Annotated in this window: 24 protein-coding genes; 15 read left to right on the top strand and 9 right to left on the bottom strand. The window is 72.2% G+C overall.

Annotated elements, in window-relative coordinates; translation table 11 throughout:
* Positions 1-8: 8 nt before the first annotated feature.
* The 4 genes from AC07DF_RS17805 (at position 9) to AC07DF_RS17790 (ending at position 4,715) form a co-directional block, all read left to right on the top strand.
* A complete protein-coding gene (locus AC07DF_RS17805; protein ID WP_478971674.1) occupies positions 9-1,400 on the top strand; it encodes a sensor histidine kinase in 1,392 nt (463 codons plus the stop codon).
* Positions 1,397-2,401: a TAXI family TRAP transporter solute-binding subunit gene (locus AC07DF_RS17800; protein WP_478971673.1), complete on the top strand. Its 1,005-nt coding sequence runs from the start codon at positions 1,397-1,399 to the stop codon at positions 2,399-2,401. Before AC07DF_RS17805 ends, AC07DF_RS17800 begins: the two co-directional genes overlap by 4 nt.
* A gap of 55 nt (positions 2,402-2,456) precedes the next feature.
* Positions 2,457-3,401, top strand: a complete 945-nt coding sequence (locus AC07DF_RS17795) for an RNA polymerase sigma-70 factor (protein ID WP_478971671.1) — start codon at positions 2,457-2,459, stop codon at positions 3,399-3,401.
* Between the two features lie 102 nt (positions 3,402-3,503).
* Positions 3,504-4,715: an NAD(P)/FAD-dependent oxidoreductase gene (locus tag AC07DF_RS17790; protein WP_478971669.1), complete on the top strand. Its 1,212-nt coding sequence runs from the start codon at positions 3,504-3,506 to the stop codon at positions 4,713-4,715.
* A 22-nt stretch (positions 4,716-4,737) separates the two neighbouring features.
* On the opposite strand, the gene AC07DF_RS17785 is transcribed toward AC07DF_RS17790, so the two are convergent.
* A complete protein-coding gene (locus tag AC07DF_RS17785) occupies positions 4,738-5,352 on the bottom strand; it encodes a TetR/AcrR family transcriptional regulator (RefSeq protein ID WP_478971667.1) in 615 nt (204 codons plus the stop codon).
* Positions 5,353-5,422: 70 nt separating this feature from the next.
* Between AC07DF_RS17785 and AC07DF_RS17780 the strand changes: the two genes are divergently transcribed.
* Complete coding sequence (locus tag AC07DF_RS17780; protein WP_478971665.1) at positions 5,423-6,025, top strand: peroxiredoxin-like family protein; 603 nt, start codon at positions 5,423-5,425, stop codon at positions 6,023-6,025.
* Positions 6,026-6,058: 33 nt separating this feature from the next.
* Here AC07DF_RS17780 and AC07DF_RS17775 read toward each other — a convergent pair whose 3' ends face one another.
* Entirely contained in the window at positions 6,059-6,685 is a 627-nt protein-coding gene (locus tag AC07DF_RS17775; protein ID WP_478971663.1) for a glyoxalase, read from the bottom strand.
* Positions 6,686-6,827: 142 nt separating this feature from the next.
* Here AC07DF_RS17775 and AC07DF_RS17770 point away from each other — a divergent pair, with 142 nt between their 5' ends.
* The 3 genes from AC07DF_RS17770 to AC07DF_RS17760 all read left to right on the top strand — a co-directional run bounded on the left by AC07DF_RS17770 (position 6,828) and on the right by AC07DF_RS17760 (position 10,884).
* The gene (locus AC07DF_RS17770; RefSeq protein WP_478971661.1) at positions 6,828-7,724 is read left to right on the top strand and encodes an SDR family oxidoreductase; all 897 of its coding nucleotides are present in this window, start codon (positions 6,828-6,830) and stop codon (positions 7,722-7,724) included.
* Positions 7,725-7,865: 141 nt separating this feature from the next.
* Positions 7,866-9,479 (top strand): SDR family oxidoreductase, encoded by a 1,614-nt coding sequence (locus tag AC07DF_RS17765; RefSeq protein ID WP_478971659.1) that lies wholly within the window; start codon positions 7,866-7,868, stop codon positions 9,477-9,479.
* 31 nt (positions 9,480-9,510) lie between these two features.
* Positions 9,511-10,884, top strand: a complete 1,374-nt coding sequence (locus AC07DF_RS17760; protein WP_478971657.1) for a cryptochrome/photolyase family protein — start codon at positions 9,511-9,513, stop codon at positions 10,882-10,884.
* A gap of 152 nt (positions 10,885-11,036) precedes the next feature.
* Here the strand turns inward: AC07DF_RS17760 and AC07DF_RS17755 are convergent, their stop codons facing one another.
* Positions 11,037-12,038 carry a MerR family transcriptional regulator gene (locus AC07DF_RS17755; RefSeq protein WP_478971655.1) on the bottom strand — a complete coding sequence of 334 codons (1,002 nt, stop codon included), beginning with the start codon at positions 12,036-12,038 and terminating at the stop codon, positions 11,037-11,039.
* 112 nt (positions 12,039-12,150) lie between these two features.
* On the opposite strand from AC07DF_RS17755, the gene AC07DF_RS17750 reads away from it, so the two are divergent.
* Positions 12,151-12,732 carry an RNA polymerase sigma factor gene (locus tag AC07DF_RS17750; protein ID WP_478971653.1) on the top strand — a complete coding sequence of 194 codons (582 nt, stop codon included), beginning with the start codon at positions 12,151-12,153 and terminating at the stop codon, positions 12,730-12,732.
* 138 nt (positions 12,733-12,870) lie between these two features.
* Positions 12,871-13,557, top strand: a complete 687-nt coding sequence (locus AC07DF_RS17745; protein ID WP_478971651.1) for a DUF4397 domain-containing protein — start codon at positions 12,871-12,873, stop codon at positions 13,555-13,557.
* Here the strand turns inward: AC07DF_RS17745 and AC07DF_RS17740 are convergent.
* From AC07DF_RS17740 to AC07DF_RS17730, 3 genes are read right to left on the bottom strand one after another with little or no spacing between them, the layout of a single operon-like run.
* A complete protein-coding gene (locus AC07DF_RS17740; protein WP_478971649.1) occupies positions 13,541-14,530 on the bottom strand; it encodes a DUF6207 family protein in 990 nt (329 codons plus the stop codon). The genes AC07DF_RS17745 and AC07DF_RS17740 overlap by 17 nt on opposite strands.
* The gene (locus AC07DF_RS17735; RefSeq protein ID WP_478971647.1) at positions 14,514-15,407 is read right to left on the bottom strand and encodes an XRE family transcriptional regulator; all 894 of its coding nucleotides are present in this window, start codon (positions 15,405-15,407) and stop codon (positions 14,514-14,516) included. The genes AC07DF_RS17740 and AC07DF_RS17735 overlap by 17 nt, the downstream gene beginning before the upstream one ends.
* Positions 15,404-15,634 (bottom strand): hypothetical protein, encoded by a 231-nt coding sequence (locus tag AC07DF_RS17730; RefSeq protein ID WP_382487613.1) that lies wholly within the window; start codon positions 15,632-15,634, stop codon positions 15,404-15,406. The genes AC07DF_RS17735 and AC07DF_RS17730 overlap by 4 nt, the downstream gene beginning before the upstream one ends.
* A gap of 503 nt (positions 15,635-16,137) precedes the next feature.
* On the opposite strand from AC07DF_RS17730, the gene AC07DF_RS17725 reads away from it, so the two are divergent.
* Entirely contained in the window at positions 16,138-16,422 is a 285-nt protein-coding gene (locus tag AC07DF_RS17725; protein WP_478971644.1) for a hypothetical protein, read from the top strand.
* 28 nt (positions 16,423-16,450) lie between these two features.
* Here AC07DF_RS17725 and AC07DF_RS17720 read toward each other — a convergent pair whose 3' ends face one another.
* Both AC07DF_RS17720 and AC07DF_RS17715 read right to left on the bottom strand, forming a co-directional pair.
* The gene (locus AC07DF_RS17720) at positions 16,451-17,092 is read right to left on the bottom strand and encodes a DNA alkylation repair protein (RefSeq protein WP_478972717.1); all 642 of its coding nucleotides are present in this window, start codon (positions 17,090-17,092) and stop codon (positions 16,451-16,453) included.
* A 110-nt stretch (positions 17,093-17,202) separates the two neighbouring features.
* Positions 17,203-17,994 carry an MBL fold metallo-hydrolase gene (locus tag AC07DF_RS17715; RefSeq protein WP_478971642.1) on the bottom strand — a complete coding sequence of 264 codons (792 nt, stop codon included), beginning with the start codon at positions 17,992-17,994 and terminating at the stop codon, positions 17,203-17,205.
* 90 nt (positions 17,995-18,084) lie between these two features.
* Between AC07DF_RS17715 and AC07DF_RS17710 the strand changes: the two genes are divergently transcribed.
* On the top strand, positions 18,085-18,735 hold the full coding sequence (locus AC07DF_RS17710) for an ABATE domain-containing protein (RefSeq protein ID WP_478971640.1): 651 nt from the start codon (positions 18,085-18,087) through the stop codon (positions 18,733-18,735).
* Between the two features lie 12 nt (positions 18,736-18,747).
* Here AC07DF_RS17710 and AC07DF_RS17705 read toward each other — a convergent pair whose 3' ends face one another.
* Positions 18,748-19,431 carry an SDR family NAD(P)-dependent oxidoreductase gene (locus AC07DF_RS17705; RefSeq protein ID WP_478971638.1) on the bottom strand — a complete coding sequence of 228 codons (684 nt, stop codon included), beginning with the start codon at positions 19,429-19,431 and terminating at the stop codon, positions 18,748-18,750.
* A gap of 158 nt (positions 19,432-19,589) precedes the next feature.
* Here AC07DF_RS17705 and AC07DF_RS17700 point away from each other — a divergent pair, with 158 nt between their 5' ends.
* The 3 genes from AC07DF_RS17700 (at position 19,590) to AC07DF_RS17690 (ending at position 22,670) form a co-directional block, all read left to right on the top strand.
* Positions 19,590-20,501: a LysR family transcriptional regulator gene (locus AC07DF_RS17700; RefSeq protein WP_478971635.1), complete on the top strand. Its 912-nt coding sequence runs from the start codon at positions 19,590-19,592 to the stop codon at positions 20,499-20,501.
* Positions 20,502-20,642: 141 nt separating this feature from the next.
* Positions 20,643-21,809, top strand: coding sequence for a CaiB/BaiF CoA transferase family protein (locus AC07DF_RS17695; RefSeq protein ID WP_478971633.1), 1,167 nt, complete (start codon positions 20,643-20,645; stop codon positions 21,807-21,809).
* A gap of 84 nt (positions 21,810-21,893) precedes the next feature.
* The gene (locus AC07DF_RS17690; protein ID WP_478971631.1) at positions 21,894-22,670 is read left to right on the top strand and encodes a crotonase/enoyl-CoA hydratase family protein; all 777 of its coding nucleotides are present in this window, start codon (positions 21,894-21,896) and stop codon (positions 22,668-22,670) included.
* Position 22,671 lies beyond the last annotated feature (1 nt).

The raw sequence follows: 22,671 nt of genomic DNA, 5'->3' as shown, positions 1-22,671 counted from the left end.
CCCTGTTCATGCGCACCCGCGTCCTCACCGTGGTCCTGGCCTTCGTGGTGCTCGCCGTGGCCGGCTTCGCCGTCCCGCTGCTGGCCGTCACCTCGGCGCAGCGCACCCAGCAGCTCGTCGCGGCGCGCACCGCCGACCTCGACCGTTTCGCCGGGCTGGCCGAGCAGGCCGCCGAGAGCGACGACACCGGGGCGCTCACCGCCGACGTGCGCCGCTACACCGAGCTGTACGGCGAGGCCGTCGTGGTCGTCGACGCCCGTCGCGCCCCGGTGGTGCAGACGGGCGGCCTGCGCGCGGCCGACCCGGCCGTCGCCCGGCTCGTGGACGCGGCGCTGCGCAACCAGCCCGTCTCCCCCGGTGGGACGCTGCGTCCCTGGTCGCGGGCCGACCGGCTGCTCGCCCGTCCGGTGGGCACCGGCACCAGGGTGTCCGGTGCCGTGGTGCTGCGGGCCTCGGTGCGGGTGGCGGCGGACGACATCGCCCTGCGCTGGACGCTGGTCCTGGCCGGCGCCGGGTTGCTGGCCGTGGCCTGTGTGCTGCTCGCCCGCCGGGCCACCCAGTGGGTGGTACGGCCGCTGCACCGCCTCGACCGCGCGGTCGGCACCCTGGCCGCCGGGCTGCCGCCCGAGCACGCCCGGGCCGGCGGCCCGCCGGAGCTGCGCCAGCTGGCCACCGGCTTCAACCGCATGGCCGACGGGGTCACCACCGCGCTGGAACAGCAGCGCCGGCTCGTCGCCGACACCTCGCACCAGCTGCGCAACCCCCTGGCCGCCCTGCGGCTGCGCATCGACTCGCTCCAGCCCCATCTGCGCACCTCCGCGACCCGCACCTACACCGGGGTGACGGCCGAACTCGAACGCATGGAGCACCTCCTCGACGACCTGCTCACGCTGGCGAACGCCGAGCACCGCGCGGGCGAACTGGCCGTCTCGGACGCGAGGGGGTCGTGCTGCGACGCGACGGCGGTCGCGGCGGCCCAGGCCCGGCTGTGGCGGCCGGTGGCCGAACAGGCCGGAGTCCGTCTGGAGTTCGTCCCCGGCCCCGCCGTGCTCATGGCCTGCCCCGAGGGAGAGCTGGCCCAGGTGGCCGACATCCTCTTCGACAACGCGATCAAGTACGCGGGGAGCGGCGCCCGTGTGGAGACACGCTGCACCGGCAAGGGCCCGGACGCGGTGCTCGAGGTGCGGGACGACGGGCCGGGCCTCGCGACCGGCGAACTCTCCCGGGCGGGCACCCGCTTCTGGCGCTCGGAACGCCACCTCGGGGTGCGCGGCAGCGGACTCGGTCTGGCGATCGCGGAGCGGCTGGTGGCCGCTCACGCCGGACACGTCGAGTTCACGGCGGCCGAACCGCACGGCCTGCGCGTCCGGGTCGTCCTCCCGAAGGGGCACCCGGTATGACCGGCTCAGCGCATTCCATGAGCCGCCGCACCGCCCTGCGCGCCGCGCTCGGCGTGGCGGGCACCGGCCTGCTCGCGGGCTCCGCGGCGGCCGACGCACGGCACGCGGACCGCGGACCGGAGGGAGAGCTGCGGATCGCGACCGGCGAGACCGACGGCTTCTACACGGCCTTCGGCCGACTGCTCTGCGCCCAGGTCACGGCCGTCTACCCGCGGCTTTCCTGCGAGGTGGTCACCAGCGAGGGCAGCGTGGACAACGTACGGCTGCTCCGGGCCCGCCGGGCCGACGTGGCGCCGGCGCTGTCGGACATCGCGTGGGCGGCGTACGGGGGCACCGCACCGTTCGTCCGTCGCGTCCCGCTGCGCGCGATCGGCCGGGTCTACGAGAACTACGTGCAGCTGGCCGTGCGCTCCGACGCCCCCATCCACAGGGTGAGCGACCTGGCGGGCCGCACCGTATCCCTGGGCGCGGCCGCGTCCGGCGGTGCGGTGCTCGGCGACCGGCTGCTGCGCGTCGCGGGTCTGACCCCGGGCACCGACGTTCAGGTCCGGCATCTGCTGATGCCGGAGGCGGCCCGTGCGATGCGGGCCGGAACGATCGACGCCCTGCTGGTCGCCGGGGGCGTGCCGCTCCCCGTGCTCTCCTGGCTCGACACGCACCCCGGTGTCCGCCTGCTGCCCCTGTCCGGCCTGCTGCCCCGGCTGCGGGAGGGCCTCGGTTCGGCAGGGTCGGGTCTGGAGGCGGTGTCGGTGCCGGCCGGGGCGTACCGGAAGTCCCCCGAGGTCCTCACCATCGGCGTCGCCAACCTGCTCCTGTGCCGCCCCGGCCTGCCCTCCCCGATCGCCGCCGCCCTCACCCACGTCCTGGTCCGCCGCGCCGCCCACCTGGTCCCCACCTCGGCCCTCGGCACCCAGTTCCTCGACGCCCGCAGCCTGATCTCCACGGGCGCCGTCCCGCTGCATCCCGGGGCGGTCGCCGCCTATCGCGAACTGCACGGCTAGCGGCGGGTGCTCCGCCCCGCCCCTCAGCAGCCACGCCCGGGTTAAGATCCCGGCCATGGCCCTGACCATGAGCGACGTGGACCGGTTCGAAGCTGCCAGGCCCCGCCTGGAGGCCATCGCCTACCGTCTCCTGGGTTCCGCGAGCGAGGCCGAGGACGCCGTGCAGGAGACCTTCCTGCGCTGGCAGGCCGCCGACATCGACCGCGTCGAGGTCCCCGAGGCCTGGCTGACGAAGGTGCTCACCAACCTGTGCCTCAACCAGCTCACCTCGGCCCGCGCGCGGCGCGAGACCTACGTGGGCCAGTGGCTCCCCGAGCCGGTGCTCGCCGGGGACCCCATGCTCGGCCCGGCCGACACAGCCGAACAGCGCGAATCGGTCTCGTACGCGGTGCTCGCCCTGCTGGAGCGCCTCTCCCCCAGCGAGCGGGCGGTGTACGTCCTGCGGGAGGCGTTCGCCTACCCGCACCGGGAGATCGCCGAGATCCTCGACATCACCGAGGCCGCCGCCCAGCAGATCTTCCACCGCGCCAAGAAGCACGTCGCCGACGGCAGGGCCCGCACCGAGGTCGACGAGGCCGCCGCCCGGCGGATCGTCGACGAGTTCCTCGCGGCCGCCACCAGCGGCCGGACCGAGCCGCTCGTGCGGCTGCTCACCCAGGACGCGATCGCGGTCGGCGACGGCGGTGGGAAGGTCCCGGCCCGTGCCAAGGCGTTCGAGGGTGCCCTCGCGGTCGCGAAGTTCATGCGGGGCCTGTTCAAACCCGGCAAGGCCAAGCGCGACCTGGTCGGCGGATCGCCCGACGTCTTCGCCGCGACCGCCAACGGCGGCCCCGCCCTCGTGGTGGTCCTCGACGGCCGGGTCATCGGCGTGATGTGCCTGGAGATCACCGCCGGGGGCATCGCCGCGTTCCGCAACCAGGTCAACCCCGACAAGCTCGAACGCGCGACCAGGCAGTGGGCGGCCACCGACCACGGCGATCCCCTGCTCACGGTCTTCTGACACCGCCGACGACGATGTGATGTGCTTCACAACACGTTCCTGTCAGGAAACGGCGGGCCGCCCGGTTCAAGGGGCGAGTCCCGCTCGAGACAGGAGCCCGAAATGCAGCACCGCATCGTCGTCCTCGGAGCCGGCTACACCGGAGCCATCGCCGCCGGCCGCCTCGCCAGGCGACTGCACCGTGAAGACGTCGCCATCACCCTCGTCAACGCCGAGCCCGATTTCGTCGAGCGGGTCCGGATGCACCAGCTCGCGGCCGGCCAGGATCTCCGGCCCCGGCCCTTCAGCGAGATGTTCGCGGGCACCGGCGTCGAACTGAAGCTCGCGAAGGTCACCGGCGTCGACGTCGACCGCAGGACCGTCGCCGTCGTCGACGCGAAGGGCCCCGGCGGGCCGGAGACCGAGGAGCTGGAGTACGACACCCTCGTGTACGCCCTCGGCAGCGGCTGGAACGACCAGGGCGTCCCCGGTGTCGCCGAGCACGCCCACCAGATCGCGGGCCGTCCCGGGGCACTGCGGTTGCGCGAGCGCCTGGCCCGCCTGGATGCCGGAGAGTCCGTGGTCGTGGTCGGCGGCGGGCTCACCGGCCTGGAGGCCGCGACCGAGATCGCCGAGGCCCGCCCGGACCTGGACGTCGCCCTCGCCGCCCGCGGCGAACTCGGCGACTGGCTCTCCCCCAAGGGCCGCCGGCACCTGCGGAAGGTCTTCGGCAAGCTCGGCATCACCGTCCACGAGAACTCCTCCGTCACCGGCGTCGAGGCCGACCGCGTCACCACCGCCGACGGCGCGACGATCACCGCCGCCGCCACTGTGTGGACGACCGGCTTCGCCGTTCACCCGCTGGCGCAGGCCACCACCCTGGACGTCGACGACACCGGGCAGATCCTGGTCGACGGCACCATGCGCTCGGTCTCGCACCCGGACGTGTACGCCGTCGGCGACGCGGCCCTGGCCATGGGCCCCGGCGACAAGCCGCTGCGGATGTCGTGCGCCTCCGGCACCCCCATGGCGTGGCAGGCCGCCGACGCCATCGCGGCCCGCCTGACCGGCGGGAAGCTCCCGAACGTGCCGCTGCGCTACTTCAACCAGTGCATCTCGCTGGGCCGCAAGGAAGGCCTGATCCAGTACGTCACCGCCGACGACCGCGCCGTCCGGGCGGCCCTGACGGGCCGGTTCGCCGCCGTCTACAAGGAACTGATCTGCAAGGGCGCGGCCTGGGGCGTCGCCAACCCGATGTTCGGCCTGCCGAGCCGTCGCCGCCGCGTCGTACGGCAGCCGGCCCTGGCGGATTCGCCGGCCGGGGCAGCGGCCTGACGCGCACGGCAGCCCGACGGCCTCATGCCCCGAGGCCGTCGAGCAGCATGGCGAGCCCTCCCAGGAACTCCTGGTCCGCGCTGATGTTCCGGGCGTCCCGCGCGGTCTTGGTCATGTAGGGGAACTCGGCGGGCGGCAGCTCGGTGATGGCTGTCGTCCCCGGCCCGGACAGGGGACCGAGATGCTCCAGCTGGATCGCTCCGATGATGTAGCCGAGCAGGCCGCGCAGGGCGACGACCCGACGGTCGCCCTCGATCCCCGCCTCGGTGAGGACGGCGGTCACGGTCTCCGACCAGCGCAGCACTCCGAGGGAGTGGTGCCGGTGGGTGATGGTCAAGGGGACGACCGCCGGATGAGCGCCCACGGTGTCGCGCAGACGCCGCGCCATGACCTCGATCCGCTCGCGCCATGACGCGTCGGGATCAGGGGCCTCGGCGTTCACGGTGTCCAGTACGAGCTCGACGACGAGCCGTTCGAGCTCCTCGCGGTCCTGCACATACCGGTAGAGCCCCATGGTGCTCATGCCGAGCTCCTGGGCGACGGCGCGCATCGACAGCCCGGCGAGCCCCTCGCGGTCGATGACGGCGAGGGCGGCCGAGGCGAGCTGATCGGGGGTGAGGGAACGGGGACGTGGCATGACGGTTGACAGCGTACGGCATACGCCTACGCTGGTAGGCGTATGTCGTACGCCAACGGAGGGAACGTCCATGCGCCTGTCCCGTAGTCCGGTGGAGCCCGGGTCCACCGTGAAGGAACGCACTCTCACCGCTGTCTCCGGCGACGAGGTCGCCGTTCCCGACCCCGACCGGCTGGTCCACCTTCAGTTCCGGCGGTTCGCGGGGTGCCCGGTCTGCAACCTGCATCTGCGGTCGGTGATACGGCGGCACGGGGAGATCGAGGCCGCCGGTGTGCGCGAGGTCGTGGTCTTCCACTCGCCCACCGAGGAACTGTCGCCCCACACGACCGATCTCCCGTTCGCCGTGATCGCCGACCCCACCAGGAGGCTGTACACGGAGTTCGGTGTGGAACGGTCGCCCCGCGCCCTGCTCAGCCCGCGAGCCTGGGGACCGATCGTCCGGGCGGTCCTCAGCGGCATAGGGGAGGTTGCCCGCGGGCGGGAGCACCTGCCCTCGACCAGCCCGCACGGCGGTCGGCTCGGCCTGCCCGCCGACTTCCTCATCGCACCCGGCGGCCGCGTCCTCGCCGCAAAGTACGGCGAGCACGTCTACGACCAGTGGTCGGTCGACGAACTGCTGGAACTGACGGCCCGCACCCCGCGCACGCCCCGCACGGATCCCGCGGCCCGATGACCGAGGGCCGCGGGTTCCCGGACAACGCCGGGTTCACAGCGACGCGTTCTCCGGCGCCGTCGCCCAGGCGAATCCGTCCGGGTCGGTGAAGGTGCCTGCGTCGCTGTCGATCGTGAGCCGGTGCGATCCGGTGCCGTCGGGTGAGACGCCGACGAGCTTGGCCAGGCCCCGGCGCTTGTAGAGCGCCAGCTTGACCGGGCCCGACCCGGTGACGAACTCGACGTACTTGCTGCCGAAGCTCTTCGCCACGGCGAGGCCGTGATCGACGTAGAACTGCTTGCTGGCCTTCACGTCCTCGACGCCGAGCAGGAGCACGATCTCGTCGATCTGCCGGGTGGCCGGGCCGGTGTTCTTCTTCGACGACGAGGCCACCTGCCAGATCGTCCCGTCCGGGGCCTGTACGACGCCCCCGTAACCCCAGAGGGACTTGGCGGCGGGCTTCAGGGTCTCGGCACCGGCGTTCACGGCGGCGTCGACGAGGGCGTCGACGTCGGCCGGCTGGGACACCACGAGCGACAGCGTGAAGCCGCGGAAGCCGGTGGTCGGTGCCTCCGAGGCCCGCAGACGTACCTGTCCGCCCAGGCCGAAGGCGGTGGTGAGGAAGCGTTCGGTGGCCGTGGGGTCGGCCGCCTCGAGGGTGACGGATGCGATGGAAGTCATGACCTCGACGCTAGGTCGGCTCGGCAGACCACGCTTCTCGAATCCTGACCGGATCGGCGCGAGGCCGGATGCCCGGCGTGCCGAAGGCCCGGTCCGCGCCTAACGTGGGCCGGGCCAGCGCCGTCGCGGAGAGGAGCGTCCCTTGCCGGTCGCCCGGAGCCCCCTGCACGGCCGGACCGCCGTGGTGACCGGTGCGGCGCGCGGCCTCGGGGAGGCGATGTCCCGGGAGCTGTGCCACCGGGGCGCGAGGGTGGCGCTGCTCGGCCGTGAGGAGCGGACGCTGGCCCGGGTGAGGGACAGCCTTCAGGGCATGTCCGAGTGCTGGGAGGTCGATGTCACGGACGAGCGCGGGATGGCGCGCGCCGCCGACGGGATCCGTGCGCGGTTCGGGCCGCCCTCGGTGGTGATCGCCAACGCCGGAGTCGCCGAGGGCGGACCGTTCGCCGAGGCCGATCTCGCGATCTGGCGCCGGGTCGTCGAGGTGAACCTCGTCGGCAGTGCCGTCACCGCGCGGACGTTCCTGGCGGACCTCCTGGAGACGCGGGGCTACCTCCTCCAGGTGGCGTCGCTCGCGTCCATCGGGGCGGCGCCGATGATGAGCGCCTACTGCGCGTCGAAGGCGGGGGTCGAGTCGTTCGCCCACGCGCTGCAGGCGGAGGTCGCCCATCAGCGGGTGGGCGTGGGCATCGCGTACATCAACTGGACGGACACGGACATGGTCCGCGACGCCGACGCGCACGCGGTGCTGCGGGAGTTGCGCGGCCACATGCCGCGGCCGGCGCGCAAGGTGTATCCCGTCCCGTACGTCGCCGGCCGGCTGGTCACGGCGGTCGAACGGCGCCGGCCTTCGGTCTACATGCCCCGTTGGCTGCGGTACACCCAGCTGGTGCGGGCGGCGATGCCGCCCGTCGTCACACGGCTGTCGCGACGTGAACTGCCGCGTCTCGCCGCCGACGAGCCGTTCACGGCCACGGGGCTGCTCGGCGCCGGAGGCCGCGCCGACCAGGAGGCGGCCGGCGTCGACACGCCGCCCGGTTGAACGCCCGCCCGGCTGAGCACCCGCTCGGCGCAGCCATGCATCCGCCGGCTCCGATGCGTCCGAAGTACTCGTGTGAGAGCGAATGCGGCCGGTCGCCGCCGCGACAGGCGCGGTCCAGCCGCAGCTCCCATGATCGAGGGAATGAGGCGGCAACGCCGGAGCGCACGCGTGGAGGAGCCGATCGTGGAGACAGGCGGACAACGGGACGCACAGCCGCTGCACTGTCTGGTGACCGGGGCGTCCGGGTACATCGGCGGGCGTCTGGTGCCGGAACTGCTCCAGGCCGGTCACCGGGTCCGGTGCCTGGCCCGCTCCCCCGGCAAGCTTCGCGATCACCCCTGGGCGGGGCACGCCGAGACGGTCCGAGGGGATGTCACGGACGCCGATTCGGTCGCCGCCGCGATGCGCGGTGTCGACGTCGCGTACTACCTGGTGCACGCCCTGGGGACCGGTCCGGGCTTCGAGGAGACCGACCGCAGGGCGGCCCGGGTCTTCGCCGAGCAGGCGCGCGCCGCCGGTGTGCGGCGGATCGTCTACCTCGGCGGGCTCACGCCGCAGGGCGTTCCCGAGGAGTCCCTCTCCCCGCATCTGCGGTCCAGGGCCGAGGTGGGACGTGTCTTCCTCGAGGCGCCGGTGCCGGCCACGGTGTTGCGGGCGGCGGTCGTCATCGGTTCGGGGTCGGCGTCCTTCGAGATGCTGCGCTATCTGACCGAGCGGCTGCCGGTCATGGTCACGCCCAGTTGGGTGCACACCCGGACCCAGCCGATCGGTGTGCGGGACGTGCTGCGGTACCTGGTCGGTTCGGCCTCGATGCCGGGTGACGTCGACCGTGCGTTCGATATCGGCGGGCCGGACGTCCTCACCTACCGGGACATGATGGACCGGTACGCCGAGGTGGCCGGGCTGCGGCGCAGGCTCATCGCGCCGGTGCCGGTGCTCACCCCGAGGCTGTCCAGCCACTGGGTCGGCCTGGTCACCCCGGTGCCCGCCGCCCTCGCCCGGCCGCTGACCGAGTCGCTACGCCACGAGGTCGTGTGCCGCGAGCATGACATCGCCCGGTACGTGCCCGACCTTCCGGGCCGGCCGCTGCCCTTCGACGCGGCGCTGGCACTGGCGTTGCGCAAGGTGCGGGAGGCACAGGTCGTCACCCGCTGGTCCTCCGCCGCCGTTCCCGGGGCGCCCAGCGACCCCCTGCCCACCGACCCGGACTGGGCGGGCGGCAGCCTCTACGAGGACGAGCGGCACCTCCCGGTGGACGCGTCCCGGGAGTCGCTGTGGAAGGTGATCGAGGGCATCGGCGGTGACAACGGCTGGTACTCCTTCCCGCTCGCCTGGACGGTCCGGGGCTGGCTGGACCGCTTCGTCGGAGGTGTCGGCCTGCGCCGCGGACGACGTGACGCCGAGCGCCTGCGGGCCGGCGACTCACTCGACTTCTGGCGGGTCGAGGAGATCGAGCCGAGCCGCCTGCTGAGACTGCGGGCGGAGATGCGCCTGCCCGGCCTGGCGTGGCTGGAGATGTACGCGGAGACGGACGACGCGGGCCGCACGCGCTACCGGCAGCGCGCCCTCTTCCATCCCCGGGGACTGCTGGGGCACGCCTACTGGTGGTCGCTGTCCCCGTTCCACGCCGTCGTCTTCGGCGGCATGGCCCGCAACATCACCCAGGCCGCCGCCAAGGGCATGAGCGCGCGCCGGGCCGGCCCGCGCCCCGGCCGCATCCGGGCCGCCCGCCGCGACCGAAGAGTCAGGCAGTAGAGATCCACCCCGCACCCTCAGGAGCATCGCCATGACCGTCGCGGTCGTCTTGTTCACCTCGGATCTGCGGGTGCACGACCATCCGCCGCTGCGCGCCGCACTGGCGTGGGCGGACGAGGTGGTGCCGCTCTTCGTCCGCGATCCCGGTGTCCACGCGGCGGGCTTCGACGTGCCCAACCGCGCCGCCTTCCTCGCCGACTGCCTGGCCGGCCTCGACGCCTCGCTGCGCCGGTGCGGCGGCCGGCTCGTCGTCCGCAAGGGCCCTGTCGTCCAGGAGGTCTGCGCGGTGGCCGCGGAGTGCGGGGCGACGGAGGTGCACCTCTCGGCGGGCGTCACCGGCTACGCCCACCGGCGGGAGGAGCGGTTGCGGGACGCGCTGCGCGGACAAGGCGTGGCGCTGCACGTGCACGAGAGTGTGATCACGGCCGTCGCACCCGGCGCCGTGACACCCGCGGGCAACGACCACTTCGCCGTCTTCACCCCCTACTTCCGCCGGTGGTCGCGGGAGCGGCTGAGGGACATCAGCCCCGCGCCGCGTGTCGTGCACGTCCCTGACGCCGTGCGGGGCGAACCGCTGCCCTCCCGGGACGAGGTGTCCGGCATCTCGCCGGGCCTGCCCACCGGGGGCGAGGCAGCGGGGCGCGACCGGTTCTCCCGCTGGGTGCGCAGCGGCCTGTCCGAGTACGAGGACCGGCACGACGATCTGGCGGGCGACGCGACCTCCAGGCTCTCGCCGTATCTGCACTTCGGCGCACTGTCGCCGGTGGAGCTGGTCCAGCGGGCCCGGGAGCGCGGCGGGCCGGGGGCGGAGGCGTTCGTACGGCAGTTGTGCTGGCGCGACTTCCACCACCAGGTGCTGGCGGCCCGCCCCGACGCCTCCGGTCAGGACTACCGGACCCGGCACGACCGGTGGCGGAGCGAGGACGAGGCCGCCGAGGACATCGCCGCGTGGCGGGAGGGCCGCACCGGCTACCCGGTCGTCGACGCGGCCATGCGCCAGCTGCGCCACGAGGGCTGGATGCACAACCGGGCGCGGCTACTGGTGGCGAGTTTCCTGGTCAAGACGCTGTATGTGGACTGGCGGATCGGCGCCCGGCACTTCCTGGACCTGCTGGTGGACGGCGACATCGTCAACAACCAGCTCAATTGGCAGTGGGTCGCCGGGACCGGCACCGACACCCGTCCCCACCGCGTCCTCAACCCGGTCGTCCAGGGCAAGCGCTTCGACGCGGCGGGAGGTTACGTGCGGCGGTGGGTGCCGGAGCTGCGAGCCGTGCCCGATGCCCACGTCCATGAGCCCTGGCGGCTGCCCGAGCGGGAACGGGCGCGGGTGGACTACCCGCGCCCGCTGATCGATCTCGGCGAGGGTCTGGCCCGGTTCAGGCACGCACGCGGCCGGGACTGACGGCAGGGTGCCGCATGCGCCGGCTCTTCGGTGATCAGCTCGGTCCGCACTTCCTGCGGCCGTCGGAGGACACGCATGGCCCGGGCCGTGCGGCCTGGACCGGCTCTCCGACCTTCGCCGACGTGCGACGCCAGGAGTGGGCACGGGGTGACTCACCGCCCTGACACGACCGACTCCACCACCGCGAGGGCCTCGGCCAGGCCGGGGGGATGGGGCAGTCCGGCGAGGGTCTGGCCGGCCCAGCCCGGGCCCAGGGTCAGGACGACCGGCTTCCTGCGGGCACCGCGCACCCCCCATCGCATCGCCGCCACGTGCTGAGCCAGTGGCCGGCTGGCCGTGGTGCGGGACTGCGCCCACAGGCCCACCGCTGCCGGTCCGGTCCGGCGCACCGCCGCGACGACCGATTCGACGGGCAGCGCGGCACCGAACATGCGTACCGGCAGACCGCGTTCGGACAGCGCGGCGGTCAGCACCTCCAGCGGCAGGGTGTGGTTCTCCCCCGGTACGCAGGCGAGCACCGTGGTGATGCCCGGGCCGTCGACGGTCACGGGGGGTGTGCTGCGCCGCAGCGCCCCGGAGACGTGCCACGACAGGAAGTGCTCCACCTCGACGTACTTCTCGCCCGAGCTCTCCCACTTGCGGCCGGTCGCCTGCAGGGTGGGCATGATCACCTCCGTCCAGGCGGTGACCAGTCCGTGGTCGGCGATCGCCGCCAGCAGCAGTTCGTCCAGTGCGGCGGCGTCGAGGCGCAGGGCGGCGCGGGCGATCCCCCTCGACTCCTGCCGCACTTCGCCGAGTCGCATACCGCTCCCGGCCCGGCTGCGGCCGCGGGGCAGCGGTCGCGGCGGTGGGAGCGGTGGCGGGGTGCGCGGGGTCGCGTCCGGCGGCGCGGCGCCGAGCGCGATGCGCGCCGCCTCGGCAGGGGGCAGCCCGGTCGCCGTCAGGGCGCACATCCGCTCCAGACGGGCCACGTCGGCGGCGGTCCAGCGCCGGTGCCTGCCGCCGGTGTGCGCGTCGGGACCGATGCCGTAGCGGCGGTCCCAGGAACGGACCGTGGTGGGCGCCACCCCGAAGCGTCTCGCCACCTCTCCGGTGGTGAGTCCGCCGCTCCCCGGGTCCGCGTCGGGCCGGCCGTCGCCGTCACCGCTGCTCACATCCCCACTGTACGACGCACAAACGACGCATGTTGCCTGCGTCGTTTGTGCGTCACAACACTGGGACGCGTGCGGACGGCCGCACCTCGCGCATGGCAGGAGGAACCAGGCCATGACCATCGACACCCGAGAAGAAACCAGGTACGAGGACGAACTGGCCCACGGATTCCGTGCCGCCGACGAGGACGCCTTCGCCGCGGTCTACCGGCGCTGGGCCCCCTTGGTCCACACCATGGCCACCCGGTCGCTCGGCGACACGCACGAGGCCGACGACGTCACCCAGCAGGTGTTCCTCGGCGCCTGGCGCGGCCAAGCAGGCTTCCGCCCGGAGCGGGGCCCGCTGGGCGCCTGGCTCGTGGGCATCACCCGTCGCAAGATCGTCGATGCGCTGGCCGCCCGGAGCAGACGGCTGGCTCTCGCCGACTCGCTCGCCCACACCGACGACACGGTCGGACGGGACGAGTCGGCGGCGGAGGACGTGCTGGACCGGGTCCTGCTGGTGAACGAGTTGTCCTGTCTGCCGTGGCACCAGCGGCACGTGCTGTGTCTGGCCTTCTACGAGGACCTGACGCAGGCTCAGATCGCGGAACGGACCGGAATGCCCCTCGGCACGGTGAAGAGTCATGCCCGCCGTGGACTGCAGCGTCTGCGCACGGCGATCGAACCGGGCCAGGTCCGCTGGACCGGCGTCTAGGCGCGCCGTCGAACCCGCCCGCGAAGACCGCTGAAGTTCCGGACGAAAGGTGCATTCCGTGCATCCATGGCGGTCACCCTTCACGAAACGACATCGAGACCCCGCAAGGAGCGGAGGCACATTCGAAGGGATCACCCCATGATTTCCCGGACCTCTCTCACGGTCGCCGCATCGGCCGCCGCCTGCGCCCTGGCCCTGGGCGCCACCGCGCCCGCCATGGCGGGTGCCGCCTCACAGGACCAGGCCATGGTGTCCGTCTTCCACGGCATTCCCGGGATGACCGTCGACGTCTACGCCAACGGTGACGAACTCCTCGGCGACTACAAGCCCGGCACGGTGACCGATCCGCAGGCGCTCGACGCCGGTACGTACGACATACAGATCTTCGAAGCGGGCCAGAACCCGGACGGCACACCCGCTCTCGAGAAGGAGATCAAGGTGCCCGAAGGCGGGAACGCCACGATCGCGGCACACCTCACCGCCGACGGCGCACCCCGGCTGACGGCCTTCACCAACGATGTCTCGCAGGTCGACGAAGGCAAGGCACGCCTCACGGTGCGTCATGTCGCCGCGGCGCCGGCCGTCGACGTCCGCGCGAACGGGCAGCCGCTCTTCACCGGCCTGGAGAACCCCAAGGAGGACACCGCCGAGGTCGGGGCGGGCACCGTGAATGCCGATGTCGTGCTCGCCGGCACGGACGACGTGGCCATCGGCCCGGCCGACCTGACTCTCAAGGAAGGGACGGCCAATGTCGTCTACGCCTGGGGCAGCGCCGAGGACAAGAACCTGGCGCTGGCGACCCAGACGCTCAGCGGCACGAAGTAGGTTCGGTGGGCCGGCGGTCCAGGAGGTAGCGCAGCCGCACATCGCGACGGTCCGCCCCCCTGGCCGTACGGTCCGCGACCGCCGTTTCCCAGCAGGCCGCGAGGGCTTCCCGGAAGAAGCTGGAGGCGGACTCGTCGCGTGCGGCGGTCTCCACCAGCACCCGTTCCGGCTCGGGCGCGGACTCGCCGGAGCGGTCCCCGGCGTCGGTTCGCGGCCTGGTGCGGTTGGGCAGGCCGGTGGCCGGCGGCTCGGCCTGCCGTACGGACCGGGAGACCGCTGACGTGGCGGCCAGGATGATCTCGAGTTGTTCCGCGAAGTGCGGACCGGGAAGCGGGATTTCGTAGCCGGGGTTGCGGGCGTACCCGGCGGCGACGGCGGTGGTGACGTACGCCTTGACCGCGGTGTACGTCTCGGTGTGGTCGCGGGGGGCGGTCGGGGCCAGGCCGCTGAGGATGCGCAGGACCGTGGGAATGCTGGTGTCGACGCCGAGGCCGCTGTCGGCCGGTGCGTCGTCGCCGGCCTGCTTGTGCCACAGGGCGGCCGCCTGCCGGTCGCCGAGCGCGAGGTGATGCAGGTAGAGGCAGTAGGAGGCGGCGGGTTCACCGGCCCCGGCGGCGTACTGCCACCAGAAGCGCGCGCCGTCTCCCGCGTCGGCGAGTTGCAGGACGCAGCCCAGGATCCAGGCGCCGCGCGGGGAGGGCAGTTGTTCGGTGACGAAGTCGGCGAGCTGGCCGGGCGTGGAGTGGACGACGACCGCCTCGCACAGGGCCTGCAGACTCCGGGCGGCGTTGTCGTCGGCCAGGTCGCCGCCGCCGACGTCCCACAGCGGGGTGCCGTCCGGGGCGAAGGCCGGGTAGGCGGTGTCCTCGTACGGGACGGTGTCCGACGGCACGTGCGGATCGTGCAGCAGGAGCGAGCGGGAGAGGAGATCGTCGATGGCGGTCATGGCGGGGTGCTCACTCCCGGTGGTCATGGCGGTGGTAGGTGCCTTCCAGGGCGCCTCGGGCGTGGTGGTCGATGGACTGGGTGATGGCCGCGGACAGGCCGACGACGTCGGGGACGGCGTCGGGGTGGATGCCGCACAGATAGCGCAGGACGGTGACGTCGAGCTGGTTCTGGGGCAGCCGGGCGACGGCGTCGAAGAAGTCGGCGAGCCGGCCGATGCGGGCGAACCGGGCGGTGAGATCGTCGATCCGGCTCTGGTCGACGGTCTGGAACGCCGCCGGGCGCAGATCGGGGTGTCCGGCCGGGTGGAGCTGGGCGCGTAACAGGACGCGGGAGCGCAGCAGTCGCCAGGCGTGGCGGGGGACGTTGGGGCCGGCGACGGCGTCGTCCCAGCCCAGCCAGAGGATGTCGCAGGCCTCCGAGACGACCCAGTGGGCTCGCCGGTCGCTCTGCAGGAAGGCGCGGGCGTAGGCGGTGTAGGGGTGGCGCATGGCCTCGGTGAAGCCCTGGTGCGCGAGCGGGGGCCGTTCCGGGGGCAGCGGCTGGACGGCGTGTATGCGGCTCTCGATCCACGCGGCGTCCTTGGCCGCCTCGCGTGCCGCCGCCGTCCACAGGCGGCGCAGCGGCCAGACGGGGATGTCCAGGGCCCGGACCACGCTGTAGGTGATCTCCCAGCCGGGGTAGTAGCCCTTGCCGCGCAGCAGTTCGCTGATGCGGGCCTTGGAGTAGCCGGAGCGGCCGACGAGGTCGTCGAGCGTGAGTCCGCTGGCGAAGAGCCTGCTGCGCACGGGCTCCAGCCAGGCGCGGTGGGAGGGGCCCACCTGCTCCCCGATCGACTCCGGTTTGCGGCCGCGCCTGCTCGGCGGCTCGCCGTCGGGCTGCTCGTACACGGAGAACGGGGTCATCGCACCGACTCCTCGGGTCCGGCCGCTATGGCCGTCGGGGCGGCGTCCACCGGGGTGTGGCGCGGGGACTGCGCGGTGTGGAGGGCGGCGACGATCTGCTGTACGAGCAGTCCGAGCGACGGCAGCAGCGCGGCCACGGCCGCGAGGTGCCCCAGCACGGTCATCACCGTGCTCCACGCGAAGACCGCCACCATCACGACGACGGTCAACACCTGCTTACTGGACATCGCACCTTGTCTCTCAACTCGAGGCGTCTGGAAGGCTCTTCCACGGCGGTGCTGAGGCGCTGCGGAGGAGTTGGACGTCAGCATGGTGCGTCGACCACCAGACACTCAACGTGATCATGGAGTTACGGAACAATGCCGCCGGGCGTCCCTCCGTCCGCAGCGCGTCCCACTGAGCCATGTCGGTCACCCGAGCGTGCAAAACATGGCGGATTGAACGCTTTTGAAGGCGGAAACGTACTTCTCGTGGCGACACCCGGGGCGATGCGCACCATGGAACACGGACGCCTCCCCGGGCGTCGGACCTTCCAGTCTGGAAGGACAGCGGTCCTCTCGTGCTGAAGAACGACCGGAGGGGACCGCACCGCTCCCGCCCAGACCCCGTGCTGGGCGGGAGCCGCTGTCACACAGGCCTGTTCGGGTGACGCAAAGCGCGCGCATCCATGGATATGCAGACAGAATGCGCGTAACAGACGACTCACCAACCGGCAGGTCAGGAGACGGTCGTGGCAGAGGCACCGAACGGGGATGTCGAGTTCCGCAACGCCATCATGGATGTTTTCCTCAAGTACCCCGAGGCACAAGGCAGATACGCCCTCGCGAGCCTGGAACTCGAGAACGAGATGGACATCGATTTCGAGACCCAGGTCGGATTCTCCCGGATCGACGGCAACAAGATCATCACCGAGTTCCGGGACCGGGACCGGGACACGAGCGTCAAGGCCCGGCTCTGCCTGAAATGGAACTTCGACTACAGCCGGTGCCTCCACTGGCGGCAGGCACCGGAGTAGCAGCGAAGCACCATCGCGCCCGGGCCGGCTATCCGTGCTGCCGGCGCACCATCTCGGTGATCCAGACGGGCGCGAACGGGGATGTGCAGCCGGGGGGCGTCGGGTAGTCCTTGAGCACCTCCAGGCGCTCGCCGATGCCGATGGCGCGAGTGCGGTGGGCGGCGTGCTCGATGCCGATCCGGGCCAGGCAGTGGTTCATCGCCCACTGCAAGCGGTCCGGGGCGTCCTTCATCCGCGCCTCGATGACGTCGAGCAGTCCCTCGAGGTCGAGGCCCTCGGGCTGCTTCGCCACGCGTTCGGTGGTCAGCGCCCAGCCGGCGCTCGCGACCACGGGATCCGGATCGGCGGACCAGGCCAGGCGCAGCTCCTCGGAGTGCGGGCTCTTCTTCACCACGTAGTTCACGAGCCAGTCGTGCACCTTGGGGGTGCGCGCCTCGCGCAGCATGGCGTCCAGTTCAGCACGCCCGAATGCCTTCGGGCGGCAGATCAGGATCGCCAGCAGTCTCGCCGCGGTGTCACCCGTCTCCCAGAGCCGGACCGCGAGTTCCTGCTGTGTCTTCAGCCGCTTGGCGAGCGCGCGCAGCTTGCCGAGGTTCACACCGTGATCGTCACCGTGCCTCTCGTTCACCGCGCGCGCCTTCGGGTCCTCGAGTGCGGCCAGCTCGGCCATCACCTCGGCGACCGTCGTCCGGATCCGCGTCGTATCGGCCACCTCGGCCCCCCGTCCCTCGCGAGCGGCATTCACCCTACGACGGAACCCGGCTGCCGCGATGTCCCCGATCAGCCCGAGTGCCCCCAGTCCAGGCGGTCGGCCAGCCCCGCGGCGGTGAAGGCGGCCCGGAGTTCGTCGCGCCCCTCGGTGAAGTGGGTCCAGCTGTCGTAGTGGACGGGGACGACCCGGCGGGCGCCGAGTATCCGCGTGGCTTCGGCGGCCTGGGCGCTGTCCAGCACGAGGGTGCCTCCGTCGAAGAGGCCGGCGAAGCGGGGCGCGCCCGCGAAGAGGACGGCGGTGTCCACCGGCCCGAGACGCTCGGCGGTCTCCCTGACCGCGTCGAGGGAGGCGTTGTCACCGCTGACGTACACGGTGGGCAGCCCGTCTCCGGTCAGGACGAATCCGACGACCTGTCCGGTGATCGCCTCGGTCTCCTCGCGCGGACCGGGGCCGTGGACGGCGGGGACGCCGGTCACGGTGACCGTGCCGCCGTCGGGGCGGTCCAGTTCGACCGACTCCCAGTCGGCCAGCCCTCTGGCCTTGTCGCCGAGGCGCTTGCCGCCACCGGGGGTGGTGAGGGTCAGCGGTACGTCGGCGAGGAGGGCGCGGCCGGCACGGTCGAGGTTGTCGGCGTGCTCGTCGTGGGACAGCAGGACCACGTCGACGCGGCCGAGCTCGGCGGGGCTGCCGGAGGCAGGGGCGGTCTTGGTCAGGGCCGGGCCGCTCGGGGTCGGGTAGTCGCCCGGCGCGTCGAAGGTGGGGTCGGTCAGGAAGCGCAGGCCGCCGTACTCGAAGAGCGCGGTCGGGCCGCCGAAGACGCGGACGGGGAACTGCTCACGGGTCGTCACTGAAGGAGCCACAGAAGAAACACCTCACGGATCGGAGCGGCTTATCCGTGAGAGACCGTAGCACGCTTCTCACGGATACATGCACGCCGTACCATGAGATCCATGGATGTGAGCACCGCCGAAGAAGCCGCCGGACTCGCCGAACCGGCCGTGCCCCCCGCGCCGGGCGAGGAGCAGTACCCGGCCCTCGCCTTCGCGAACAGCGCCATCGCCTCGCCCGGCGGGAAGTTCACCGACTTCCTCGGCACGCCGGCGCAGGCGAATCAGTGGCTGGCGGACCACGGTCTCGCCCCCGTGGACGCGGGCCTCCGGGAGATGTGCACGGCACAGCTGCGGTCGCTGCGCGAACAGATCAGGTCGCTGCTCGCCTCCCGTGTCGAGGCGGCGCCGGCCCTGCCCGCCGCCCTCTCGGCCGTCAACGACGCCATGACCAAGGTGCCCACCGCCTCACTGCTCCAGTGGGACGAGAAGAACGGCCCCTACCGCGCTCCCCCGCACCCGACCACCGAGATCGTCGACCACGCCCTCGCGACCCTGGCCGCCGACGCGGCCGACCTGCTGACCGGACCCGACGCCGAGCGCCTCACCGCCTGCGGCTCTCCGCCCTGCGGCCGCTACCTGCTGCGGCACGGCCGCCGCCACTGGTGCTCGACACGCTGCGGCGACCGCGCACGCGCGGCCCGCGCCTACGCCCGCAAGACCCGGGCCGGGTCCGGGGCCTCCACGCCCGGAACCCACCCCGACGGCGGGTGAGGCCCACCCGCCTCAGAGCTTGAAGACGAGCTCGGCCTGGTCCCGCTTGGCGGTGTGCAGTTCCCAGTAGAGCGGGGCGATCTGCTCGGGCCGGGCCGCCTCAAGACCGGGGACGACGGAGACACCGATCGACGAGTCGATACCGACATGCGCGGCCTGGATGCCGCTGCCGGCGTCGGCCAGTTCCTTGTGCAGGTTCATCACCCAGTTGCGCAGCGCCGCCGCGGCGGCATTGACGTTGGCGACGCGCGGGTCGGGCCAGATCGAGCCTGCGCCGGTGGTGTAGAGCAGGGTGCCCGCACCGGCCTCGCGCATGGCCGGCAGTACGGCCTGCGTGGCGGCGATGGCCCCGTACAGCTGGAGGTTCATCTCGAACTCCACATGGGACGGTTCGGTGCCGGTGGGAGCGGTCAGGGCGGTGACACCGAACGTCCCCACCGGGGAGTACTCCAGGACGTCGATACCGCCGAACGCGGCGGCGGCCCCCTGGAGCGCCTCGGCGAGCCCGCTACGGTCGAGCACGTCCGCGGGGAACGCGGCGGCATGGACACCCTCGGCGGTGAGCTTGCCGACGAGGTCGTCGAGCTTGGCCCGGTCGCGGGAGATCAGGGCGACGTCGAAGCCCTGGGAGCCGAAGGTGCGGGCGATGGCCAGGCCCAACTGGGGACCGGCTCCGACGATGGCGATGCTGGGCACGGCGAGTCCTTTCACTACGGGTCACACGCGACCCAGTCATTTGGATAGGCCTATCCAGTTCATGAACTGGATAGGCCTTACCGGTTCACTGCGCCCACCGTACCACCGAAACCGGATAGGGCAATCCGGTTACCGGCGGGGTCGCTAGGGTGGTCCGCGTGGAGCTCCTACACCTGCGTTACTTCGTCGCCGTCGCCCAAGAACTGAACTTCTCCACCGCGGCCCGCAAACTGCACATGGCGGCATCCCCGCTGAGCCGGCGGATCAAGGACCTCGAAAGCGAACTCGGGCACCGGCTGTTCGACCGCGACACGCATCGGGTGAGACTCACCCCGGCCGGCACGGCACTGCTGCCGATCGCGCGCGGCGTCCTGGAGCAGGTCGACTCCATCCGGTGGCGTCTCGACGACACAGCCCGGCCGCAGCGGACCACGTTGCTGCTCGGCGTCCCCAGCGGCATCCATCCGGACCTGCGCGAACGAATGGACGCCCTCGCCGAGCGGGTCGGCGACCGGTTCGAGATCAAACGCTGGCCGGGCGGCACCGACCGGCTGGTCGACGCGGTGTGCGACGGACGGCTCGCGTTGACGCTGGCCCGGCTGCCGGTCGGCGGCGACCCCGCCCTGGAACACTTGCCGGTGATGTCGGAGCGACTCGGCGCGGTCGTACCCAGGGACCGTTTCCCGGGGCGGGAGTCGGTCGCGCTGGCGGAGCTCGCCGAACTCGCCTACGCGGGCTCCCCCACGGCCGTGACCAACGCGTATTTCCGCGGACTCGACCAGCAACTGTCCGATCTCGGCATCAAGAAGCGGATCGAACTGAGCAGCGTCACCTTCGACGGAGTTTCCGAGATAGTGGCCAGCGGGCTGGCCTTCTCCATTTCCATGCTGGATTCCAGAAGCCCGGTGCAGAATTACCGTCTCGACAATGTGGCGGTGCTCCCCTTCTCCGATTTCCACCCGTCGCTGGAGACCGGACTCTTCTGGCGCAAGGACCGAGCCGACGGCGGTGACCTGGAAGAAGTAGTCTCCACCGCCCGCGAAGTATTCGCCGAACCTCTTCACGCCTAAGTTCCAGGAAATCCCCGAAAAGGCGGTATGACCACTGCGGTCATACCGCCTTTCGCCCTTTGGTCATTCCGTTCCAGATCGACCCTTGCTAACTTAGTTTCCAGATACACACATGTGGCGAAGCTAGGAGTGAAGGTAACGATGGCGGAAATCGCGGACACCACCGCAGGTCCTCTGGACGGCGTGCGCGTGATCGACCTCTCGACCGTGGTGATGGGCCCCTACGCCGCCCAGATCCTCGGTGACCTGGGCGCCGACGTGATCAAGATCGAGTCGCCCGCCGACACCGTGCGCGTGGGCCACTACCGCACGACGCCGGGCATGACCCCGCTGAACCTCAACGTCAACCGCAACAAGCGGAGCGTGACCCTCAACCTCAAGGACGAGGCCGACCGGGAGCGCGCCCTCGACCTGGTCGACACCGCGGACGTGCTGATCACGAACATGCGGCCGGGCGCGCTGCACCGCCTGGGCCTGTCGTACGACGACATCGCCGCCCGCAACCCGCGGCTCGTCTACGCGCACGCCCAGGGCTTCCGCGGCGACTCGGACCGCGCCGGTCACGCCGCCTACGACGAGACCGTGCAGGCCTCGTCCGGCCTGGTCGACATCGCCGACCGCGCACTGGGCGAGCCCGTCTACCTGCCCACCATCATCGGCGACAAGGTCTCCTCCCTGACCATCGCCTACAGCGTGCTCGCGGCCCTGCTGCACCGGGACAGGACCGGGCGGGGCCAGCAGGTGGAGATCCCGATGACGGACACCCTGATCGCCTTCAACCTCGTCGAGCACCTGGCGGGCCACACCCACGTCCCCGAGACCGGCCCCACCGGCTTCCCGCTGTCGATGCTCAAGGGCCACAAGGCGGTGCGCACCAAGGACGGTCTGGCCTGCGTCATCCCGTACAACCCGCGGAACTACCGTGACTTCTTCACGGCCGCCGGACGCCCGGACCTCGCCGAGGACCCGCGCGTCAACGGGGACGCCATCGACAGCGCCGACCACGAGGCGCTGGCCGAGCTGACCGGCGTGTGCGCCCCGGCGCTGACCACCGAGGAGTGGGCCGAGGTGTGCGCCAAGCACAGCATCCCGATGGCACCGGTGCTGGAGCTGGAGAACGCCCACGAGGACCCCTACGTCCGCGACGGCCACCTGCTCGACACCGTCGAGCACCCGACCGAGGGCACCGTCCGCACCATCGGCATCCCCGTGCGCTTCTCCGCGACCCCCGGCTCGATCCGCCGGCTGGCGCCGGTCGCGGGCCAGGACACCGAGGAAGTCCTCGCCGAACTCGACGCCGCCCGCTGAGCGCCGCCGCTTTCCCCCTCGTCTCGCCGTCGGGGAGCGGCCCGCGCGCCCCGACGGCCGCCACACAAGGACAGAAGGACAGCCATGAGCAACCCTGAAAACCCTGTCGTACGGACCGAACGCATCGGCTCCGCCCTGCTGATCACCCTCGACCGCCCCGAGGCCCGCAATGCCGTGAACGCGGCGGTGGCCGCCGAACTGGCCGCCGCACTGGACGAGTTGGAGAACGACCCGGCGCTGCGGGCCGGTGTCCTGGCCGGTGAGGGCGAGACCTTCAGCGCCGGCATGGACCTCAAGGCGGCGCTGCGCGGCGAGTCTCCCGAGGTAGAGGGCCGTGGGTTCGGCGGCCTGACCGAGTGCGGGCCGGCCAAGCCGCTGATCGCCGCCGTGGAGGGCTTCGCCATGGGCGGCGGCTTCGAACTGGCCCTGGCCTGCGACCTGATCGTCGCGGCCGAGGACGCCCGGTTCGGCCTGCCCGAGGTCAAGCGCGGACTGATCGCGGCGGGCGGCGGTGTGATCCGGCTGCCCAAGCGGATCCCGCACCACCTGGCCATGGAACTCCTGCTGACCGGCGAACCCGTCGACGGCCGCCGCGCCGGCGAACTGGGCCTGGCCAACCGGGTCACCGCCAAGGGGCAGACCGTCGCCGAGGCGCTCCGGCTGGCCGAGCGGCTCGCGGAGAACGCCCCGCTCGCGCTCGCTGCGGTCAAGCGCGTCGTCCGCGCCGCCGACGGGGCGCCCGACGCCGAGGCCTTCGCCTTCCAGCGCGAGCAGATGAAGACCCTGATGGCCTCGGCCGACGTCCGCGAGGGCATGACCGCCTTCGCCGAGCGCCGTCCCGCGCAGTGGACGGGGCGGTGAG

The organism is Streptomyces sp. NPDC044719 (assembly GCF_056433405.1).
This window is presented reverse-complemented; position numbering and strand designations above follow the sequence as displayed.

What these genes read in the sequence shown, in the direction of transcription:
- AC07DF_RS17805 (WP_478971674.1), top strand. Translation starts at nt 9, where the DNA reads ATGCGCACCCGCGTCCTCACCGTGGTCCTGGCCTTCGTGGTGCTCGCC.
- AC07DF_RS17800 (WP_478971673.1), top strand. Translation starts at nt 1,397, where the DNA reads ATGACCGGCTCAGCGCATTCCATGAGCCGCCGCACCGCCCTGCGCGCC.
- AC07DF_RS17795 (WP_478971671.1), top strand. Translation starts at nt 2,457, where the DNA reads ATGGCCCTGACCATGAGCGACGTGGACCGGTTCGAAGCTGCCAGGCCC.
- AC07DF_RS17790 (WP_478971669.1), top strand. Translation starts at nt 3,504, where the DNA reads ATGCAGCACCGCATCGTCGTCCTCGGAGCCGGCTACACCGGAGCCATC.
- AC07DF_RS17785 (WP_478971667.1), bottom strand. Translation starts at nt 5,352, where the DNA reads ATGCCACGTCCCCGTTCCCTCACCCCCGATCAGCTCGCCTCGGCCGCC.
- AC07DF_RS17780 (WP_478971665.1), top strand. Translation starts at nt 5,423, where the DNA reads ATGCGCCTGTCCCGTAGTCCGGTGGAGCCCGGGTCCACCGTGAAGGAA.
- AC07DF_RS17775 (WP_478971663.1), bottom strand. Translation starts at nt 6,685, where the DNA reads ATGACTTCCATCGCATCCGTCACCCTCGAGGCGGCCGACCCCACGGCC.
- AC07DF_RS17765 (WP_478971659.1), top strand. Translation starts at nt 7,866, where the DNA reads ATGAGGCGGCAACGCCGGAGCGCACGCGTGGAGGAGCCGATCGTGGAG.
- AC07DF_RS17760 (WP_478971657.1), top strand. Translation starts at nt 9,511, where the DNA reads ATGACCGTCGCGGTCGTCTTGTTCACCTCGGATCTGCGGGTGCACGAC.
- AC07DF_RS17750 (WP_478971653.1), top strand. Translation starts at nt 12,151, where the DNA reads ATGACCATCGACACCCGAGAAGAAACCAGGTACGAGGACGAACTGGCC.
- AC07DF_RS17745 (WP_478971651.1), top strand. Translation starts at nt 12,871, where the DNA reads ATGATTTCCCGGACCTCTCTCACGGTCGCCGCATCGGCCGCCGCCTGC.
- AC07DF_RS17740 (WP_478971649.1), bottom strand. Translation starts at nt 14,530, where the DNA reads ATGACCACCGGGAGTGAGCACCCCGCCATGACCGCCATCGACGATCTC.
- AC07DF_RS17735 (WP_478971647.1), bottom strand. Translation starts at nt 15,407, where the DNA reads ATGACCCCGTTCTCCGTGTACGAGCAGCCCGACGGCGAGCCGCCGAGC.
- AC07DF_RS17730 (WP_382487613.1), bottom strand. Translation starts at nt 15,634, where the DNA reads ATGTCCAGTAAGCAGGTGTTGACCGTCGTCGTGATGGTGGCGGTCTTC.
- AC07DF_RS17720 (WP_478972717.1), bottom strand. Translation starts at nt 17,092, where the DNA reads ATGGCCGAGCTGGCCGCACTCGAGGACCCGAAGGCGCGCGCGGTGAAC.
- AC07DF_RS17710 (WP_478971640.1), top strand. Translation starts at nt 18,085, where the DNA reads ATGGATGTGAGCACCGCCGAAGAAGCCGCCGGACTCGCCGAACCGGCC.
- AC07DF_RS17695 (WP_478971633.1), top strand. Translation starts at nt 20,643, where the DNA reads ATGGCGGAAATCGCGGACACCACCGCAGGTCCTCTGGACGGCGTGCGC.
- AC07DF_RS17690 (WP_478971631.1), top strand. Translation starts at nt 21,894, where the DNA reads ATGAGCAACCCTGAAAACCCTGTCGTACGGACCGAACGCATCGGCTCC.